The organism is Microcystis sp. M31BS1 (genome assembly GCF_020245285.1).
In the GTDB taxonomy this organism is placed as follows: domain Bacteria; phylum Cyanobacteriota; class Cyanobacteriia; order Cyanobacteriales; family Microcystaceae; genus Microcystis; species Microcystis panniformis.
Window position 1 is genome coordinate 26,118 of sequence record NZ_JADBVE010000169.1, and the last position, 22,044, is coordinate 48,161.

At 40.1% G+C, this 22,044-nt stretch carries 8 protein-coding genes; 1 reads left to right on the top strand and 7 read right to left on the bottom strand.

The features are described 5' to 3' along the window. Positions 1 to 8: 8 nt before the first annotated feature. The 6 genes from IM509_RS09800 to IM509_RS09825 form a co-directional block, all read right to left on the bottom strand. Positions 9 to 3,830 carry a type I polyketide synthase gene (locus IM509_RS09800; protein ID WP_185237612.1) on the bottom strand — a complete coding sequence of 1,274 codons (3,822 nt, stop codon included), beginning with the start codon at positions 3,828 to 3,830 and terminating at the stop codon, positions 9 to 11. Between the two features lie 398 nt (positions 3,831 to 4,228). Then, positions 4,229 to 7,153: an amino acid adenylation domain-containing protein gene (locus IM509_RS09805; RefSeq protein WP_052277691.1), complete on the bottom strand. Its 2,925-nt coding sequence runs from the start codon at positions 7,151 to 7,153 to the stop codon at positions 4,229 to 4,231. A 217-nt stretch (positions 7,154 to 7,370) separates the two neighbouring features. Then, positions 7,371 to 12,194, bottom strand: a complete 4,824-nt coding sequence (locus tag IM509_RS09810) for a type I polyketide synthase (RefSeq protein ID WP_185237611.1) — start codon at positions 12,192 to 12,194, stop codon at positions 7,371 to 7,373. 197 nt (positions 12,195 to 12,391) lie between these two features. Further along, a complete protein-coding gene (locus IM509_RS09815; protein WP_185237610.1) occupies positions 12,392 to 17,125 on the bottom strand; it encodes a type I polyketide synthase in 4,734 nt (1,577 codons plus the stop codon). Between the two features lie 113 nt (positions 17,126 to 17,238). Beyond that, positions 17,239 to 19,035, bottom strand: coding sequence for an NAD(P)/FAD-dependent oxidoreductase (locus IM509_RS09820; protein WP_052277688.1), 1,797 nt, complete (start codon positions 19,033 to 19,035; stop codon positions 17,239 to 17,241). Positions 19,036 to 19,097: 62 nt separating this feature from the next. Next, positions 19,098 to 19,361 (bottom strand): acyl carrier protein, encoded by a 264-nt coding sequence (locus IM509_RS09825; RefSeq protein ID WP_008206984.1) that lies wholly within the window; start codon positions 19,359 to 19,361, stop codon positions 19,098 to 19,100. Positions 19,362 to 19,645: 284 nt separating this feature from the next. Between IM509_RS09825 and IM509_RS09830 the strand changes: the two genes are divergently transcribed. Then, on the top strand, positions 19,646 to 20,164 hold the full coding sequence (locus IM509_RS09830; protein ID WP_052277687.1) for a hypothetical protein: 519 nt from the start codon (positions 19,646 to 19,648) through the stop codon (positions 20,162 to 20,164). 100 nt (positions 20,165 to 20,264) lie between these two features. Here IM509_RS09830 and IM509_RS09835 read toward each other — a convergent pair whose 3' ends face one another. Further along, positions 20,265 to 21,167 (bottom strand): helix-turn-helix transcriptional regulator, encoded by a 903-nt coding sequence (locus tag IM509_RS09835; RefSeq protein ID WP_052278537.1) that lies wholly within the window; start codon positions 21,165 to 21,167, stop codon positions 20,265 to 20,267. Positions 21,168 to 22,044 lie beyond the last annotated feature (877 nt).

Below are 22,044 nucleotides of genomic sequence, written 5' to 3' on the forward strand. Positions count from 1 at the left end.
GGTAACAACTAAGCTATTTTTTTTTCTGTCACCATCATTTTCTCCCTCAAGTACTGAACAATGTGGGCTAGGGTACGTTTTTCTGCTAACGCTTCAGGGCTAAGTTTGGGCAACCCAGAGAAAGCTTCTTGCAGACTTCCCATGATTTCTACCCGTTTGATCGAGTCAATGCCTAAATCTGCCTCTAAATCCATTTCTAATTCCAACATTTCCGTAGGATAGCCTGTTTTTTCACTGACAACCTCTAATAAGGCTTGACTTAGTGCATCATCTTGAATGGAGTCTAAAGAAGGTTCGCTCACTTCTGACACAGGTTCAGGTGTAGAGATGGCTGCAATGGGTTGACGAGGTTCTAAGTAGTTGACAATGGGGGAAATGTGAACAGGTTCAGGTTCGGGAGTCGGTAAGGGTTGAGGTGCAGTGTTTAAAGGTTGAGGTTCTGGAGTCCGTAAGGGCTGAGGTTCAGACTTAAAAGGGGTAGGATCAGGAAAGCTAACAGAGGAAACCTCTGAATTTTGCCGATCAAATTTTGAATTCTCCGAAGCAGCAGCAGGAGTAGAGAGTTCGTCAATTTGAGCAACTGCTGTCATCTCTTTTTGTTTTAATAACTGCAACACTGATTGAAAACTCTGGGATTGATGTTTAATGTACTCTTCGTGAACCTTGGCAAGACTCTGTTGATATTGGTAGAATGCCTGTAAAAGAGGGTTGATGTTGTTAGAAATAGCGTTGTTCATAGTCATGGTTACAGTTTGATCTCGAGAAACGATAGATAAATTGAGTGTTGGAATTTCCTCTGAAAGAGGCTGAGAATCAGAAGGATAAGGGTTGACGGAAGGAATAGAGGCTAAAATTTCCTCGTTTTCCGACCCTTTCACTTCCTCACACTTAGATTCAACCGTTTGGGAATCAACTGACGGTTCTATTTCCGCAGGTGAATCAGGTTGTAATGCAGCTCCGATCAAAGCTTTGGTTTTATCGCTGATGTAGTTGGTTGCATTCAGCTTCAGGATCATACCTTTGCGTTTGCTTGAGGAATTCTTCACCGTCAAAGCTGCATTTTCCGGATCGTTTAACGGTAAACCTAAAACTCGAAGCTGCATTACTCCTTGTGACAGTTGAACATCACTGTCCTTTTGCCGACTGGGGTTGAGCGCAATGGCCAGATGAGGGCGATCGCCTAAGATCTGTTTAACTAAGTTAGTCAGAATTTGGCGCGGTCCAATTTCCACAAAGCAATATCCGCCTTGAGCATAAATATTTTCAATTTGTTGGACAAACTGAACCGAATTCAACAACTGAGCTTCTAAAAGCTGACGCATCCCCGATAAATCTTTGGGATAAGGGGCTGCCGTCACATTAGCGTAAACCGGAAGTTGGGGCGCATGAAACGTCACTTGATCCAACGCTTTCCCAAAGGGTTGACTAGCATGACGTACTAGAGAAGTATGAAAAGCAGCAGACACGGGTAAAGGCGTAACCTGATAGCCTTGAGAGCTTAAAATCTTCTCAATAGTGGCAATTTCTGAGGCTAATCCCGATAATACCACCTGTTCAGGTGCATTATAGTTAGCAATCTGCACATTGGCCATTCCTTCAACCCATTGCGCTATCTGAGATACTTTCCCCGTCACCGCTAACATCGCCCCTTGAGGGGTGGCTCCTTTCGGTGCGGCCATGGCCTGGCCTCTAGCTTGGATCAAGTAATAATAATCGTCGTCGGTGAAAACGCCTGCGGCCCAGAGTGCGGTTAATTCCCCAAAACTGTGACCGGCCACAAAATTTGGCTTAAATCCCGTCTTTTGCAACGTTTTATACAGTCCTACACTGAAAGCCCCGATCGCAGGTTGAGCATTTTCCGTCCGTTGCAGTAAAGAGGTTTGCCGTTTTTCGTCCACCTCGTTAAAGGTAGGAATCGGAAATACCCCTGCTGAAAGGGGCGTTAAACCCGCTTTAGCTCTCAATGTATCCAATTTTTGATAAGCGGTTTCGATTTCTGGGCAATTTAGGGCAATTTCTCGACCCATATTCAGGTATTGAGAACCTTGGCCGGGGAACAGTGCTACGACTTTTCCCTCCAGTAATAACCCCGTCTTACGGTAATAAATACCTTGGGGATGTTCCCATGCCTCTGCTTGAGGCTGTTTTTGCAACTGTTTAACGGCTGCTTGCAGTAATTTAATAGCTTCAGCCAAGGAAGTCGCAACAAAGCCCACTCTAGCAACCTTTAAGGGAAGTTGAGCCGATTTGCTTTGATTTTGTAGTTCAATATAAACTTGTGAACCTTGAAGAGATTGCAACTGTTCTAGAGCTTTTTGACAAGTTTGTCTTAATTCTTCGGGATTTTGACCCCAGAGTAAAATTGATTGGGGACGATGATGAATTCGATTTTCTCCTTGGGGTAATTTGGGCGTATATTCTTCTAACACCACATGATAATCAGTTCCCCCAAAGCCAAAGGAACTAACCCCGGCTCGTCTCGGTGTCTCTCCTTTGGGCAACCAAGGACGGGTTTCAGTGTTGAGATAAAAAGGCGAGTCTTCAATCTTAAATTTAGGGTTGGGTTCGGTAATATTAATGGTAGCAGGAAGAATTTTATGATGTAAGGCCAAAGTCGTTTTAATTAAACTTGCAGCACCCGCCGCCGCCTTGGTATGACCAATTTGAGATTTGACACTACCCAGAGCAATCGTTTGCTTTTCTGGGTTATTTTCGCTAAAAACCTCATTCAGGGCTGTAAATTCACAAAAATCTCCTGCTGGTGTTCCAGTACCATGGGCTTCAACTAACCCCAAGGTAGCGGGAGAAAATCCCGCCTCTTGATAGGCACGCCGTAAGGCTCTAACTTGACCTTCAGGACGCGGTGCATAGATACTTTTAAAACGACCATCACTAGCAGTCCCGATGCCTTTAATCACTGCATAGATGCGATTGCCGTCTCGTTCTGCATCCTCAAGCCGTTTAATCACCAGCATTCCCAATCCTTCCCCTACCATCATGCCATCGGAGGTGGCATCAAAGGGATTGAGACAATCTTTCTTAGAAAAAGCTGGAGTTTTGCTAAAACACATATAGTTAAGGATGGAATTATCCGTGTCAAAGCCCCCTGTAAGCATCATGTCACAACGGCCTTCGATTAATTCACTGATCGCCATTTTTAAAGCACTTAAGGAACTCGCACAGGCTGCATCCACCACACAATTAGTTCCTCCTAAATCAAAGCGATTAGTAATACGACCCGCTACGACGTTTGGTAACATACCGGGGAAAGAATTTTCCTGCCAAGGCACATAGGCTGCCTTCATGTTTTCGATAATTTTGTCGGTTTGTTCTTGAGATAAACCACTTTTTTGGCAGATTTTCTTCCAGAGAGGATATTGCAGACGACTGGTTAAGGGAGTAATGCTTTTCCAGAGGCCGCTTCCTCCTAAAATAACCCCTGTTGTTTCTCGATTAAACTCTTTTCCTTGGTTATAACCCGCATCTTCTAAAGCTTGTTTAGCCATCACTAAACCAAGTAAATGAGCCGAATCTAAAGCTTCTAACGTATCAGGTGGCAGACCAAATTCTAAGGGGTCAAAATCAATTTTTGGCAAAAAGCCCCCCCATTTACCATAGGTCTTATCTGGTGCTTTCGGGTCTGGATCATAGTAATCTTCTAAATTCCAGGCGCTTTCTGGCACTTCAGTGATTCCATTCACTTTACCGAGAATATTTTCCCAATATTCCTGTAAATTTTTGGCTTTAGCAAATAAGGCCGACATTCCAATAATAGCGATCGGTGTTTTTTGTAAAGCAGTTAGGCTAGAGGTTGAGGATTGAGCAGACATTGTAGGTGTGTTCTCCAATCAATAATATAGCAGTCTGTAGAGACAACGAATAGTTCTTAAAGAATGAACAAAGAATTGTTTGATTCCCTTTAGCTTCAGTTTAGGCAGAGTTCCAAGTTTATACAATGGATGATCTACTCTCACAAATGGATGATTTTTAGTAAGCGTTCGGGGGGGGAAAAATCTGGTAACTAGAGCAGTCCATCACGCTCTTGGTGACGCCAATTCAAGTCTGAATTGCATCCCTGTCTGATCTACCTTTGGGGAATACCTCATTCGGGGTACGATAGTCAAGACATTTTCGAGGTAGCACTTTTGCCAAAGTATTCTCCTGACTTAATCAAACGGATTTAATATGAGTCAATGCCACGGACTGCTTGACACTCCCCCCTGAAAGGTTAGGAATCAGCAACACCAATAGGCACTAATTCCTCAAGAAGAATGAGGTAATCTTGTCCGATTTTTTCAATGGTCGTAGGAAGATGGAAATTACGAGAATATTCAATTCTTATCTCTAACTGACCATCTATGATTAGGAAAAAGAATTCAATCAATGTGGTACGTTTTTGATCCAGTGGCGATAAACGACAATCGCGCTCGCCATAAACAAACTCAAACAAGTCAGAGAGAGGAACCGAACGATTTCCCAGATAATTAGCCCTTACTGGGGTTAAATTACTATCAGGATAGAGATATTCAGGTAAAGACTCACCTATCCAATCATAAGTTACGCCATTCATTGGTAAGCTTTCAAACTGCTCATTGATGGTACTGATAGTTTTTTGCCAAGTCGTAGAAGTGGATAAATTAATGCCTATGGGAAAATTTACAGCATAATTGCCCATACTTTCCATAAAAGACTGACCTTCGCCTAAATCTCGCCCATGACTACGATGACTGATAACCACCTGTTTGCGTTGACTCCAATCACCTAATAAACGGTATAAAGGAGCAAGGAGAATAGGATAAAAGTTAGACTGATAATAAACCTTGCCTTGGCTTAATAACTGTTTAGTTTGCGCTTTACTTAGGACAAATCGCGCACTTTCGGCAGAAGCTTCAATATTTGGGCCTTTGACATGATCGACGGGGACTTCAAAGCGACTCTCTGCATCAGGAAATTGTTCCTTCCAATAATTCAAGTGTTCGTTCATTGTTCCTTTTTTCTCCTCATCCCTCAAGACTTGCACAAAATCTAAGTAAGACTGAGGATTAGGGTTAGGAAAAGTCGGCTCACTTCCTACCAATAATTGATGATAGGCACTCCAAAGTTCCTTAAACAAGAGGGTTGCACTTAACATATCAGCAATGATGTGGTGAGCGACCATCGTAATATCGTAGCAATAGGGACTAACTTTAACGACAAGAGTGGCAGTGAGTGGCCAACGGTCAATCTGGATTTTTTTAGCTAAATCTGACATTTGAGCTTGAATTTTAGCATTACGTTCTGCTTCTGTTAAGTGGCTTCCATCCCAATACTCTGCCAGGATAGGTTGAGGATCATTGATCAAGTATTGCTGCCATTTACCTTGATTTTGTAGGCAAACCGTCCGAAAAGCTTCATGACGTTGCACCAAAAGATTAGCAGCTTGATTGAAAATATCAAGATTCAAAGACTGATGATAGAGAAAACGAGTATAACCGAACCATTGATAGGGAGGTTCAAAATAGTTGACTAACCAACGTTGTGCCGGTCCAAGGGGGACAAGAGAAGGAGTAGGGGGAGCAGCGGGAGGAGCAAGTAATTCGGCGGCTAATGCTTTACGGTCTAACTTTCCGTTATGATTCTTAGCAAGTTGTGGAAACCAAGCGAATCGTTGAGGAATCATGTAATGGGGGAGTTTTTGTTCTAAATGTGCTTTGAGAACTCGGTTTTTGATTTTATCCCCCGATAAACAAGCAATTAATCGTTTTTGTCCTTCACCGTAATCAATAGCTAAAACGGCGGCCTCGCGGACATTGGGATGAGTGGTTAAGATGCTCTCAATTTCCCCTAATTCAATGCGAAAACCCCGAATTTTGACCATATTATCGATACGTCCATGATATTCCAGCGTACCATCGGGTAATTCCTTGACTAGATCACCTGTCCGATAAATATAGTCACCAGAGACATCAGAAAAAGGATTAGAACAGAACGCTTTAGCGGTTTTTTCAGGATCTTTGAGGTATCCTAACGCTAATTGTACGCCACCAAGCCAAAGTTCTCCCATTTCCCCTTGTTTAACAGGTTGCATCTGATCATCCAACACTTTGAGATAGACATTATCGATCGCTTTTCCGATGGGAATTTGGCTGCTGGTGCGTTCGTCAGGACGTTCTGTAATAATATGGTAAGTCACATCAATGGAGGCTTCTGTCGGTCCATAAAGATTGGCTAAACCTGTCTTTAATCCATAACAATCAAGCCATTTTTGGATAAAAGACATGGGTAAAGCTTCCCCACTAAAGATTAACCAGCGTAAATCAGGAAATGTCCAAGATTCGTTTTCAATCGCACTGATAAATTCCCCAAAGAGGGAGGGAACAAAGTGCATTACATTAATTTTAGTCTTTTTAATCCAGGCAGCAAATTCCCAAGGATTTAAGACTACTTCGCGTTTGACGGGACATATTGTTGCACCTTCCATTAACGTCCAGAAAATTTCCCATACGGAAATATCGAAACAAAAAGAGGTGCGTTGTGCGATGCGATCGCCTGGTTTCAGGGAAAATGTTTTTTGCATCCATTCTAGACGATTCATATAACCGCGATGGTTTAACATTACCCCTTTTGGCCGTCCTGTTGATCCAGACGTATAAAGAATTACCATTAAATCCTCAGGACGATTACAAAGATTTATGGATTCTTTACTGTGTTTTTGCCAGATAGAAGTGGTAATCTGAGTTAAATCATTAATTTTGTTTAATCTTTCTCCTTCATCTAAAAAGAGGACGGTTTGCAAGGGTAAAGGTTCTGTCACACAAGAAATTAACTGTTCACTTACTTGATGTTCGGTAAGTAAGATCTCGATAGTGGCATGATGAAGAATATAACGCAATCTTTCGACGGGATAATCGGGATCTAAGGGTACATAACAGCCACCGGCTTTCAGAATTCCCAAAATACCAACGATCATGCGTGGATTTCGTTCCGTCATAATTCCAACTCTGGTATTGGGGTTAACACCTTGAGTCTGTAAATAAGCAGCAACTTGATTAGAAAGATGGTCTAATTGTTGATAAGTTAGGGGACAAGCCTCATCTAAAACAGCGATCGCATCAGGGGTTAATTGTGCTTGTTTAATAATTTTATAGTAGGGAATTTCGGGGGAAAAAGCCATAAGAATAATCCTCTATTAGATGTTAGGTGGTAGGGGCGCAAAGCCTGCGCCCATTGGTTTTTTAGCAGGTAGCCATTAAGGACTAATTACGAACCTTCGCTGATTGAGGTATAGCTGGACAAAAAAAGTTCAGAATATCATAAATATTTGTGGATTCCTATCTAAGTAGAAATGACATATTTTTGTTTTTCCTAATATTAATTTGTCAGACTGTATTTTACCGATAGCTGTTGAGGATTGAAGGTTGAGATGGGGCTAAAATAGCAGCCATTTCTTGCAAGGTACGACAATTTAAAAGGTCTTGGCGATATTGTTTGCCATAAATCCCTTCTAGCTTGGTAACAAGGCGAATGCGTTCTAAAGAATCTAGTCCTAAATCTGCCTCCAAATCATCACTTATTTCGTCTTCTTCAATTGTCCAATGACAAATTTCGGAAGTTATTTGTCGTAGCATTTCTTCAATCTCTGTATTAAGAGAAATAGAGAAAGAATGAGAAATAATAACTTGATCTTGCACGGGTAAATTGGCTAGTTCTTCAATTTGGCTGACATAGGCTGTCATTAATTGATCTATTAGCAATAAGTCAAAGTGATGGTAATCGTAACTTGCAAATAGATGAAGACGATTATTAAAGATTTCTTGCAGAATATCAATTGTTCCAGTGGCGTTCATTCCTCCGGCTTGATAGTCAGTAATTGATAAAGCATCATACTGAGGTTGCAGGTGAGTTTGTCCCGTATAAGGAAGGTATAAATTAGACTTTAAAGCCTCCTGTATTAAAGAAAGACTATGAGGGGGAATTTTACCCTTTTCTAGGGTAATATTGTCTCGAAAAATTGTTCCCATTTGACGAGTTTGCGCCCGATCTAAACCTGTGCCAATATGTTGTTGTACAGTTTGCTGAATTTGGCTTAAAAAGGTCGGCCAATCTTGCTCAAATTGAGGTTTAGCAAAACTTAATGCCAGATTTTGAGCAAAACTACTAACCACACCTGTTGCATCTACTTCGGGGTAAATTCGTCCACTGGTGGGAATCGAAATTCCGATATTTTCAGCTTTTGAATCTATTTGTGACATAGTTTTTAGAAATGCACCTAATAATAGTGCATTCATCGGGACTCGCCATTGACGAGTTTTATCGATTAATTGAGAAGTAGTTTCTGCTGAAAGTAGATACTTTTGATTGTAAAAGAGAGGAGATTTTTGAGCATTTTTCTGCTGTTTAGGTTGCCAACGATAGGACATTCCAGACACAGCATTATTGTATTCGGCTAAGGCTCGATCTTCCTCAATATCTTGCCAATCGTTCATTAATTGAACCTGTTTTCGATAATCTTCTACAGTCAATGTAGGGGGAAGATTTGGCGTTTCTTTAGCAACTATGGCCCGGTAAATTTCCAAGAATTCCCGCATCATGACATGGTTACTTAACCCATCCGAAATTAAGTGTTCATTCCCTAAAAATAATTGATGAATTTGATCAGATAATTTAAGAACAGAAAATCCATGCAGCGGCCATTGCGTTAAAGACCAGTTATAGTTTAACCAATGATAGATTTCTTCTTCAATTTTCTCCCCTTGTTCCTCAGGAGTTAAAGTGGTGAAATCTTTAACAAGAATTTCAGGAGGAATGGGATTTTCTAGCACTTCTAATTGATAGTCTGCAAAGCAGGTGGCATCCTCTGGAATCTGAAATTGCGCCCGTAACATGGGATGTCGATTAATTAACAGTTTCCATGCTTGTTGAGCAATATTTAAGTCAAATTCTCCTGCAATTTTAACCTTAGTAAATAAACTATTAGAATTGAGACTCCAATAACTCATTAACAAGGGAATTTGACTATGGAGAATAGGAACCAGATTCGAGGGTTGTGTTTTGAGGTTTTTGGTTTGTAGTTTAGGGTTAGAGATTTGAGATTTGGGGGATGAAGTATGAGATTGAAGAATGGTTAATAATTCCTGAAGATTGGAGACTTGCATTAAATGGCGTAGGGAAAAGGTTTCACTAAATTGACTACGTTGCTCTTCAGGAATTAATGATAGTAACCCGTTCATTAATTGGGTCATCATAATAGAATCTAACCCTAAATCTGCTTCTAAGGAAACATTCAAACTCAATTGCTGAGGATTTAAACCCGTAATTTGACTTATTAAGGCAATTAATTGACTTTCTAAGCTTTCAGCCTTGGTTTCGTTTTGTTTTTGGGTTGGGCGCAAGCCTGGCACCCCTAAAGTTTCTCGTTCTTGACTTTGGTGTAAGTCTTGCCCTTCTACGGTTTCTGTCCCTTGGGTTGGGCGTAAACCAGGCGCCTCTACGGTTAACCAGTAGGGTTGTTTTTGGAAAGCATAAGTAGGTAAAGGAAGACGAAGACGAGCATAATCTTTATCAAAGCCATTCCAATCAATATTAACCCCAGAAACGGCTAATTTTGCCACACTTTGTAATAAAATTTGCCAATCATCCTGTCCTCGTTGTAGGGAAGATAACCACAGATAATCAGGGTTTGCTAAGGTTTTTTGACCCAATCTCGTTAAAATCGGATGAGAGCCGATTTCAATAAATAGATTGTAACCTTGGCTGGCTAAGGTTTCTATTGCTGGGGCAAATTGGACGCATTGACGCACTTGTTGACACCAATAGTCCTCTGTTACTGCTTGGCTGATTTCTTCACCTGTGACGGTGGAAATCCAATCTAATTGGGGTGTTTTATAGCTAATTTTAGCAGCGATCACTTTAAATTCTGCTAATATCGGTTGCATCATCCCGGAATGAAAAGCATGAGATACCTGAAGCAGACGCACTTCAATGCTTTGTGATTCTAAATCCGCTTTAATCTGATTAATCGCTTCCTTGTCACCCGAAATAACGATATTTTCCGAACTATTGATAGTGGCAATCTCAACTTGATCCCCATAAGGAGAAATAACAGATTTTACTGTTTCAATAGAGGCAAATATGGCCGCCATTGCGCCTTTTTGGGGTAAAGACTGCATTAAGCGTCCTCTTTCGGCAATTAACTTGATTCCCTCTTCGAGAGAATAAACCCCTGCAACACAAGCGGACACATATTCCCCCACACTATGACCTAAAACCCCATCAGGTTTAATGCCCCAAGACTGCCATAATTTATATAATGCGTATTCAATGGCGAATAGGGCGGGTTGAGTATAAGCAGTTTGGTCTAATAAGCTAGAATCACTGTATAAAACCTCTAATAAGGACTTTTCTAGGTAAGGTTGCAATAAGCGATCGCATTCCTCTAACGCGTGACGAAAGGTGGGTTGAGTTTCATACAGTTGTCGTCCCATGTCTGCATACTGAGAACCTTGTCCTGTAAACAAGAAAGCAATCTTATTTTGACGACTTTTTGCAACTGCTTGGCTGAAAACATTCAAACAAGCTTGTTTTTGCGTAAATGCTGTTAAAGAGTCCTTGGCTTCAAGGGTTGATTTTGCCAAAATTGCCAGACGATGGTTAAATTGTCCTCGTCCCGTGTTGGCACTAAAAGCTAAGTCTGCTAGGTTTAATTGAGGATTTTTCTCTAAATAGTTGACCCATTTTTGCGCTAAATCATCTAAAGCATCGTCGCTTTTCGCTGATAGAGTGAGTAAATGAGCAGGACGATCCACTTCAGAAGGATTAAAGCTTAATTGAGGCGGTTCTTCGATGATAATGTGGGCATTTGTGCCACTTAATCCAAATGCACTAATTCCGGCCCTTCTAGGTTCTTCTGTTCGCTGCCAAGGCAGAGAAGCGGTAGGAATTTTGAGAGCGGTTGCAGCAGCCGCTAAATCAGGATTAAGTTCTTTAAAATGAAGATGGGGGGGAATTTCTTGATTTTTTAGGGATAAAATGACTTTTAATAGGCTGGCCATCCCGGCTGCAATTTCTAGGTGGCCGATATTCGTTTTTACTGAACCCACCATTAAGGGGTTATCAGTGGAACGATCTTTGCATAGTACATTGTTAATCCCCCGTACTTCAATAGGGTCGCCTAACGCTGTTCCTGTCCCGTGTGCTTCTAAATAGCTAATTTGTTCGGGTTTTACTTTTGCATTCTCCAATGCTTGACGAATAACTGCCATTTGCGCCGCTCCATTGGGAACCGTTAAACCACTACTGGGGCCATCTTGATTGACCGCCGAGCCTCTAATTACGCCTAAAATGTTGTCTCCATCGCTTATAGCATCAGAAAAGCGTTTTAAGACCACCATTCCACAGCCTTCCCCTCTCACATAGCCATTTGCATCTTTATCAAAGGTTTTACAACGACCATCAGGGGACAAAGCGCGGGTTTTAGAAAGATATAACGTCACCTCCGGGGATAACATTAAACTAACTCCCCCTGCTAAAGCTAAATTTGACTCTCTATTGCGTAAGCTTTGACAAGCCAGATGTACCGTGACTAAAGAGGTAGAACAGGCGGTATCAATGGCTAAACTCGGTCCTTGTAGCCCTAAAAAATAGGATAAGCGACCTGAAGCGAAACAAAACGCATTTCCTGATCCCGTATAAGCATCAATGGGAATTTGTTGCTTAATTTGCCGTTTTGCGTAATCATCCAAGCCAATGCCCACAAATACGCCTGTTTGCGTCCCTGTCAGCTTTTGAGGTGCAATTCCGGCATTTTCTAACGCTTCCCAACTTACCTCTAATAATAATCGTTGTTGAGGGTCTAGTGCGATCGCCTCCCGGGGAGTCATCCCGAAAAATTGCGGATCAAATTGATCTACTGCGTCAATAAACCCGCCATAACGAGCATAAGTTTTGTTAGGAAGATCGGGATTTTCGTCATAATAAGCCTCCGCATCCCATCTTTGGCTAGGAACAGGGACAATTACTTCTTTTCCCCTTGATAATAGCTCCCAAAACGCCTCTGGACTATTTGCACCCCCCGGAAAACGACAGCCCATGCCAATAATAGCGATCGGTTCATTTTTTTGCCGTTCTAAGGCTTCAATCTTGTTACGAGCTTCTTTAAGCGCAATAACTGCTTTTTGTAACGGCGTTAATTCTGTTTTCTGATGATGAGAATCCATGATATTAAAATGCTCCTTAGATATTAGGTGTGAGGTGTTAGTTATTCGGATAACTGATAAGTAGGTAGGCACAATTATTTGTAGGATGGGTTAGCGGTAGCGTAACCCATGCGGGCGTTGGGTTTCATGCTTCAACCCAACCTACGTTCATTTTATATTTAATTCCACCCACCTACTTAACTGATAACTGTTCACTGTTAAAGTAATGCTTCTAATTCCGCCAATTCCTGTTCCATTAGGGCTTCTGTTTCTACTTCTGACAGCAACTCCAATTCAGCAAGGGCTTGGTGGAGTACTACAACATCCGTTGACTCGGTTTCCGAAGAAATCTGAGAATTTTCTGAATTATCTTCCCAAGCAAATACTTCTTGGACAAAATACTGCACCACATCACCAATAGTGGGATACTCAAAAGCAAAGGTGGAAGGTAAAGAGACAGAAAATAAGCCTTCTAGACGATGTTTCAGTTCTACGGACATTAAAGAATCCATTCCCATCTCAAAGAACCCTTGATCAGTATCTGGTAAAGTATCTCCGTGAATTCCTAAGACTTGCGCTACTTCTTGCTGTAAACGAGTGGTTAATAGGGTGACTCGTCGGTGAGGAGGGTTTTTTTGGATGGTTTGGGGGAAATTCTCGACCGTTTGCACAAAATTATCCTGATCTTGCTTGAATAACGCTTCTAAGAAAGCCACCCGTCCTTTTGCTGCAACAATCGTTTTAAACTTAGACCAATCAATCTCTGCTACCATTGTTTGAGTAACATTACCATGGATTAGAGCATCTAAAGTATCCAAGGCTAAATTAGGTTGTAATGGATTGATTCCCAGGCGTTTTAAGCCTTCTTCATAGCCTTGCGTGGCCATTCCCCCTTTAGCCCAAGGTCCCCAGTTAATGCTTAACCCTGTGAGTCCAGACTCTCGACGGTAGTGCATTAAACCATCTAAGAAATGGTTGGCCGCGGCATAGTGAATTTGACCTCGTGATCCGATTAAAGCAGATATGGAAGAGAAACAAACAAAGAAATCTAAGGATAAATCTTGAGAAAGTTGGTGTAAATTCCAGGCTCCTGCTGCTTTAGGATTAAATACGCTCTCAAAACAATGGAAATCCATCTTGTCAATGGTGCGATCGCTTAAAACCCCTGCCGCATGAATAATACCCTGTAAGGGAGGACAATTTTCTTGAATTTGGTGAAAAAGTTGACGGGTTTGTTGATAATCACTGACATCAGCGGCAATTACTTGAATAGTAGCCCCTTTATCCTCTAAAGCTTTGATTTTTACCTGTTTATCCGTTGAATGGTCAGCTAAGGCTCGCCGACTGGTTAAGATTAAATGATTTGCACCTTTTTCAATTAACCAATCTGCTAAACTTAATCCTAAAGAGCCTAAGCCACCAGTAATGAGATAACTGGCTTCTGTCTTTTTAAAATTGATGTTTGAGCTTTTTATTGCTTTATTAGGTACTAAACGGGCAACATATCGTTGATGATCCCGAAAAGCGATGCGATCTTCTCCTAGATTTTCTGTTATTTCAGCAATAATTGCTTGAGACGATGGTTGTTTTTCTTCTAAATCAATCAATCCTCCCCATAAATTAGGATATTCAAGGGCAATGACTTGACCCATTCCCCATAAGGACGTTTGCGCTATTTTAAGCGGTTTAACAGCATCATTCACCGGTTGTGCTTGTTGTGTTATGACCCAAAGTTTAGGGGGTTCTTTAGTTTTAAATTGAGCTAAAGCTTGTGTTAGATACAATAAACTGGCATAAGAACGAGTTTGAGAGGTTTGGGAGTTAATATCGCTGTCTAACCCCCATAAATAGACCACTTTGGTGATTGGTTCAGTTAGATCTTGTAACAACCGTTGAAAATCCTTAACATTATTAGGATTAATTTGATAATGACCTGACACCAACTTCTGATAAGTTTGACCAGAAGACACCAAAATATAAGCATCATTTAGCGTTGTTGCTAAGGCTTTACCAACTCCTTGATTATCATTAAAAATTAACCACCGTTCTCCTTGAGAAGGCTTATTTTTTAAGTTTAAAGGACTGAGTTGCCATTCCACTTTGTAACAGTTCTTACTAACATCCTGTAGGATAGGCATCTTGCCTGCTATTATTGCATCTTCTCCAACCAATAACTGTAATAATTGGGGTAAAAATTGCTTGACTTCAGGTGATAATTGATCACTTTGATTTAACTGTTCAGTTAGTTGTTCAGTTTTGCCTTCAACTAATAAATTAAGTAAACTAGAAGCAGACGAAACAGACTTAAATTGAGGTTTAGCATCACTTACCCAATAAGATTCATGTTGCCAAGGATAAAGCGGTAACTTAACAAACTGACAATTTTCGGGATATAATTTTTCCCAATTAATCGAATGTCCCCAAGTGTAGAGCTTTCCTAAAGAATTTAATAGCGTTCCCCGTTCAGAATGTTCTCGTCTTAGAGAGGGTAAAACAAATCCCTCAGTATCTTGTTCTCGCAAGGTACTTTTAATATATCCCAATAAAACAGGATGGGGGCTGATTTCAACAAAGATAGTATGACGAGATTTAATCATTGCTTCAATCGCAGGGTTAAAACGTACCGTCTGACGCATATTTTGTCCCCAATAAGCGGCATTAAATAATGTCCCCTCTTGTTGATCACCTGTTACGGTTGAGAAAATTGATATGGTGCTTTTTTGAGGCTGAAGCTCTCCTAATTTTTTAACTAAATTATCCGCAAAAGTAGTCATTTGTTGACTATGAAAAGCATAATTAACAGGGAGTTCTTTGTAAAAAATATGAGGATGGTTTTGGGACAATTCAGCAATTAATTGATCGATCGATTGAGACTCCCCAGATACAACCGTTGAATAGGGACTATTAATGGCAGCAATTTCTAATTTATTTTCCCAAGCAGCTATTAAATTTTCTACCTCATTAACAGGTAATTCAATCGCAAGCATTTTTCCATTTCCTGTTGCTTGCTGCATCAATTGTCCGCGCTGACAAATCAAATGAATAGCTTCCTCAAGAGTTAGAATTCCCGCAAAATGGGCGGCTGCAACTTCTCCCAAGCTGTGACCAACCACAGATTTAGGATTAATCCCCCAAGATTGCCATAATTTAGCTAATCCAACTTGTAAAGCGAATAAAGCAGGTTGAGAAACTTCTGTTTCTTGTAAACGAGATTGAGCTTCAGACGCATTAAATTCCGCTAATAATGACCAGTTAGCATACTTTTGAATCAAAGTATCACATTGTTTAATAACAGAGCGAAAAACCGGTTCTGTTGCTAATAATTCCCGTCCCATTGCCCACCATTGAGGTCCTTGGCCAGAAAAGACAAAAGCAATGTTTGTTTTACGTTTTGAAGGCTTAGATTGAGTCGATAAATCAACCGTTTCTAACTCTTTTAAACCCTTCAATAATTCTTCAGGAGAATGAACCACAACCGCCTGACGATGAGCATGATGAGTCCGTCTTAAACCAGCACTATAGCAAAGATTCTGGACAAATTCAGCGGTTAAAGCTTGATCTTTCAGGAAATCTTCATAATTTTGAGCTAAATCTCTAACCGCTTCGTGACTATGGGCAGATAAAGGAAGTAAATGAGGGAAAGTTAAGGAAATTGGTTCTTGGTGAGATAAATTAGCTTCTTCTAAGATAAGATGAGCGTTTGTTCCCGAAAATCCAAAAGAACTAATTCCCACCTTGGCGGTTGTTTCCTGTTGTGGCCAGGTAATTAAAGATGATTGAAGCTTAAGGGGTAACTTATCAAAGGGAATATAAGGATTCGGCTTGTTAAAATGCAGACTGGGCGGAATTTGCTTGTTTTTCAGGGAAAGTGCCATCTTAATCACACTGGCAATTCCTGCCGCTGCTTCGAGATGTCCTATATTACTCTTTACCGATCCCACCAAACAAGGATTATCCTTGTCTCGTCCTTCTTCTAACACAGATCCCAAGGCCATCGCTTCGATGGGATCGCCTAAAGATGTTCCCGTCCCGTGCAATTCCACATAATTAAGCTCTTTTGGTTCAATTTCAGCATTTTTCAAGGCTGATCGAATCAAGCTTTCTTGTGCCGGTCCATAAGGAACCGTTAACCCCTTGCTGCGTCCATCATGATTAATAGCAGTTCCTCTAATTAACGCATAAATGGAATCCTTATCTGCGATCGCTTGAGCCAACGGTTTGAGAATAATACAACCGACTCCCTCACTTCGCACATATCCATTGGCGCTTTCATCAAAGGTTTTGCAACGTCCATCAGGAGACAAGGCTTTCAATTTGCTTAACGCAATATGACCAATAGGGGATAAAATCAGGTTAACCCCTGCTGCGATCGCCATTGAAGACTCATCATTCCATAAACTTTGACAAGCGAGATGCACTGCGACCAAAGAGGAAGAACAAGCCGTATCTACCGCTAAACTAGGACCTTTTAAGTTAAAAAGATAGGAAAGACGACCGGCTGCGATATTTGTGCAGTTTCCTGTTAAATCATAGCCTTGAGGTTGGTGGCTATATCCTGCATGAATGCGACTATAATCGTTTGTGGCAATTCCCACAAATACACCTGTTTTCGATCCTGCTAATTGTTCCCGTGTTATTCCTGCATCTTCAATGGTTTCCCAAGCTACTTCTAAGAGTAAGCGTTGCTGAGGATCCATTAATAAGGCTTCTCTAGGAGAAATCCCGAAAAAATTAGGATCAAAACCATCAACTTGCGATAAAAATCCCCCATGACGAGAATTCATTTTCCCCTGTGTTTCAGGATTCTCATCATAATATTCATTAATATTCCAGCGCTCCTTAGGAATTTCGGTGATGCCGTCAATTCCCTTTGATAATAATTGCCAGAATTCCTGAGGATTATTGGCTTGAGGAAAACGACAGCCAATCCCAATAATTGCAATAGGTTTCATAGTTGAGAGATCCGTAAGTAATAGACAGCAATTGCGGAGGGTTAAAGGTAAAAGATGCTATCTTGTGATTTGTGATGTTATCTTTTACCTATGCCTAAGTGATTAACCCAAATTTAGACAATAATAGGTATTTTTTCGGGCGATCTTTTTACTTCTTTTTTTACCCAAGGATTTAGTTGAGGACGATAACGATAGTTGGTAAATTCTTGGCGAGTTTGTTCAATTTGGCTATTATCAGAAAGCTTACGAGTCAAATATTTATAGACCATTTCCGTAATGGCAGATTGAACTGCGCCATTAAGATGTCCAAACAGATAGGACAGATTTTTTGGATTGAGAAAAGCTGAAAAACCAAATCCTTTCCAGAGGAACTTTGCATACCAAACTGCTGTATAAAAACTGGTCGCTTTAATTCCAGCGAAAACATTGCACCGTCTTGGTTCAAATTTAGTGTTTTCGATAAAGTCATCGAAGTGTTTGAGGGTATGATAACCCCAGATTAATTGATCAGTACGATGAGCATCCATAAAACCAATATTTTTATTCTGCTCAACTAATTGGTTAAATTGTTCATAGAGATGATGCCAATATCCTTTTATATCCGCTTGAACTTTTGGCACATAACGGGAAATAAAGCCAGTATCTAAATGCCATTTGCCGACATAAAGGGGAATTTGAATCCCAAACCACCACATATATTCGGCATAAATACGCCAACTCATGATACTAGCATGACCTAATTGTTTATCATGGTGTTCAATGAGATGATTATTCAATCGAGTATAGGTAAGGTTAAAGTCATTGTAAGCAGCCCGTTTTTCTTCTGTATCCGCTTCTCCTGCAAGTTGAGAACGAATAATTTCCGTGATACTTTCAATCGCAAAAGCAATCATACTTGTTCCCAAAGAGTAAAAGGGATCAAAAATACAAGCAGCATCTCCAACTACATACCAATTATCTTGAGAAAACATCGTTTTGCTAGTATGGGAAACTCTAGGAAGATAATGAAAATCGACATTTTCGCCAGAGGTGACTAAGCGATAAAGTAGATTGTGATTGGCTTTTAGGAAAGCATAAAACTTCTCTTGAGTATTAATTTGGTCGTTGGCGATAACACTGCGATGTTGAGCAATTCCAATAGAGATTTCTTGGGAGTCTTTTTCTGTGGGAATCATCCATAACCAATGACCATGACCAAACCAATGATTGGTTGCATAGTAATGGCTACAAGTTGTACCATAAGGATCATAACCATCGTGAAAAATGGTGCGATCAATATTGTTAACTCTAACCCAAACAGAACCGGTATCAAGTCCAAAAAGATTATCTGCTCCAAATAGGAGATTATCGGTTTTTTGACCAATAATAAACTTCCGTCCTGCGGCATCAATAACGTGCTTTGCTTTGAGAGTTATCTGTTCATTTTCGACTTTAGCGATAACGGTTTTGAGTTCATCTTTTGAGGTTAAATCAACATCTACAACTCGACCTTGATAAAAAGTTGCTCCCATCGCTTTATTCATTTTTAGGAGATCCCGTTCAAATTTTGCCCGGTTCATTTGAAAGGAAGCCAAAGGCGGTTGACGATTATTCCAAATATGATAATAATCATCAGTGGTAGTCGTTTTGTCCTTCTTTTTCGGCCAATGGAAGTTTAGTCCAAATTTGGGAGGATGATTTTCGATCATATACTCATATAACCCCAATTCTTTGCAGACAAATAAGGTGGCAATTTCCACCATTGATTCGCCAATTTTGAGGTCTTTATTAGTTCTTTCTTCTGGACGAGGATCGATCAGTGCAATTTTAATGTTGGGAACATTTAGAAGTAAGTGTCTTGCTTGACAGACCCCGGCGAAACCTGCTCCCATAATCACAACATCATACTCATTAGTGTTAGTAGCAACCATTGGTGAAATTCTCCTAAAATGTGATGAGGAAGAGAGTGAATAAGAAAGAATACAAGAAAAAGTTAAAGATATAATTCCCCTAATCGGGTTGCTAATTCAGCAATGGTGGGATAGTTAAAAATGACCACAGGATTTAATTCCTTTCCGAGCCATTTTTCTAAGCGTCCTAATAAAACTAACGCTTTTCGTGAGTCGAGTTCATAATTATCAAAAGGTTCTTCAATATCAATGTCATCAAGGTCAACATCGAGTTGTTGAGCAAACTGATCAACGAGCCAGTTTTGAATGTCTTCAACGGTACAAGGGGATTGAACAGTTGTCATCATGGTTTAAGTTCCTTTAAGGTGAAAAAAGTGTTGTAGCAAACTAAGATTGCTTAACTGATATTCCTAGTTTATTCCTCTACCCATTGATCAGCCATGTTTTATTTTTCGCCAAAACTGGATTTTTTTTATTCCTATTTTTTATGGTCAAATTTAGCACATTTTTACTATATAAATATAATCGAAAAACCTAGCAGACAATACAAAATATTATCCATTAAATTTACCCTACTTTATCCTACAATAAAAGGTAACAAAATTAATTTGCTAGTTACTAGGTAAAAATTATGATAGAGACTCATGTTCTTAACCCATCTGTCAAACAGATTCCTCCTACTACTCAATCGATTGAAACCGCTCATAAATCTCCGCAAATGCTCCAAGAATTATTAACTTCAGCCGTTGTACAGCTTGAAACAGAACTGCAAGATAAGCTAGAAAAACTGTTATCTAAACAGGAGTATCAATTGTTACAAATTGGGGAGAATATTAATAGCTTGACGCAGGAATTAGAACAAGCAGTTTCTGAATTTCTCCAAATTGCCCAACAAGCAAATAAAACCTATAGTTCTCTACAGTTTTTGGGTCAATTTGTTGAACAAAAACCTAATAACTCACCCAATAAAGGAAGCCAAGATACCGTTAGAGTGGTTTATAGTCATGCCGCCAAATTACCGATTCCTGTGGTAGAAAAATATGGCTTAGGGTTTATCCTAAACTATAAAACGGTTGATTTATCCCAACTAGGTATTACCCTTTCACTCTCTCGTCAATCTCCGTCTCTTCCTGCCATCAAACAGGGATAATTTAAGCACTACTAAGGTGGGCATTGCCCACCTCAATCATGATTATGTAAGGTGTAAAGTTTAAATACTTAGAACCTAAAACCTAAAACTCAGCCATCATTTAAGCTACTTGAGTTTGATATTTTTCTCGCCAACGTTTAGGAGATACTTTATGTAACTGACTAAAGCGACGGGAAAAATAATAGGGGTCAGTAAACCCAACGGTGGCGGCAATTTTGGTAATTGACTCATGGGTTTTCAGTAACAAGGATCGGGCTTCTAGCATTCTTCGTTCCACAATCCAATGAATAATCGTTTTGTCGGTGCGACGCTTAACTAAATTGGTTAAATAAGCAGGAGAATAACCAGCCGCTCCAGCCACATCATTGAGGGTAATCGGTTGACTATAATTTGCCTCAATAAACTCAAAAACGGGTTTTAATTGAGAACTATTAGGGTAGAAAGAAGCCAAAGAATCAAAGAAATTCGGTTGCGGGGTAGAAGAAGGCTGTATCAACGATTGAGGAGCTTGTTTTGAGTTAACAGAAGGATGAATTCTGCAAGCGTAGCCATCTTTTTCAGATTCTAGAAAATTTAAGGAACGAGCTACTATGCTTATATAATCTTGATCTCCATATTTGAGAAGGTTAACCGTAATATCGAGGGATTGATGATCCCCATAATAAGGATGGTGTGTGATCAAACGTCCAAAACCTCGACGTTGAATTAATTTCCAGTATCTAGACCAATCTGAGTTTAAAAAATCTTGAGCAGCTTCTTCTATAGTCAAATTAGATAACTGTTCTCTGGAATATCCCAATAAAGCACAAGCCGCATCATTGTAATGCTTAATCCCTCCTTGGGAATCGATCCACAACACAGATTCAGGGATTTGATTGATTAAATATTGAATAACAGATATGGATTCAGCTATTTCTTGCTGAGGGACGGCATTAAGAAAGTTAGCCGTAGAATGAGAGAAGTTAAGGGAGTTAAGAGGGTTACAGTTTGGAGTTAAAAGCATGAGACTGTTCCTATAATTTTCAAAATAGATAATTTTTTGACCACAAAAGATAGTTTTCACTCCATCACAAACAAAACTGATTTCCTGATCTTCTTAATTCTTGATAAGGAAATTATAGCACTTGGCTGATCGCTCAAGTACAACTTCTAGGGTTGAAGTGCTTATACAGTAAGCCTTTCGGTGATTGCATGGGATGATCCGTCTCGGAAAGTGCTGTATTGAGCTTATCTTTGCTCTACAAGCGGAGATGCGTCTTTCCGCAAATTTTTAAAACCCACATTCCGCACTTCAAATTATAGTAAGTAGTCATGCAAAATTAATTACCTGCCCGATCGAGCTAAAACCCTTACGGGGCAATGATCGTCATGTGTAAATAATTTTGCCTAGGTACTTAAGTACTCATTGTGCGCTTAATTTTTTAAGGGAAGGGTTTTAAAATTGCTGTTACCTTTATCCTGTATGCTTTTTAGCGAATAAGGTAAGCAGAAAAGTGCCGATAATGCGATCGCCAATTGACTCGCTCAAACCCTGATCAATTCGTTAACTTCCCAATGGTCTTTTTGTGCTAATAAATATTCGAGTAGAACGCTCAATGCGTTTGCTAGACTGCATTTGAGGCAATCTATCAAATTTTCGGTTCGAGAAATGAGCGAACGGTGAGTAAGTAGTCATAGTCATGCAAGGCGTTGCTGATTTGAGATATGAATCTTCGGCTCTCTTAGGTTTGGTGGGTAAAATGTATTCTAAGATACAATCCTCCTGGCGAGTGAGTGGAACGAATCACAAAGGACACAAAGATTGATCGATCCTATATTCAGTTAAACTTATCACACAAATAAGAGGAGAGCCAATCTTCTTTGGCGGAATTTCTTAAAAC

Bases quoted from the DNA above. Each gene is read 5' to 3' on its own strand.
- IM509_RS09800 (WP_185237612.1), bottom strand. From the start codon at position 3,830: ATGTCTGCTCAATCCTCAACCTCTAGCCTAACTGCTTTACAAAAAACA.
- IM509_RS09825 (WP_008206984.1), bottom strand. From the start codon at position 19,361: ATGATGACAACTGTTCAATCCCCTTGTACCGTTGAAGACATTCAAAAC.
- IM509_RS09830 (WP_052277687.1), top strand. From the start codon at position 19,646: ATGATAGAGACTCATGTTCTTAACCCATCTGTCAAACAGATTCCTCCT.
- IM509_RS09810 (WP_185237611.1), bottom strand. From the start codon at position 12,194: ATGGATTCTCATCATCAGAAAACAGAATTAACGCCGTTACAAAAAGCA.
- IM509_RS09805 (WP_052277691.1), bottom strand. From the start codon at position 7,153: ATGGCTTTTTCCCCCGAAATTCCCTACTATAAAATTATTAAACAAGCA.
- IM509_RS09835 (WP_052278537.1), bottom strand. From the start codon at position 21,167: ATGCTTTTAACTCCAAACTGTAACCCTCTTAACTCCCTTAACTTCTCT.
- IM509_RS09815 (WP_185237610.1), bottom strand. From the start codon at position 17,125: ATGAAACCTATTGCAATTATTGGGATTGGCTGTCGTTTTCCTCAAGCC.
- IM509_RS09820 (WP_052277688.1), bottom strand. From the start codon at position 19,035: ATGGTTGCTACTAACACTAATGAGTATGATGTTGTGATTATGGGAGCA.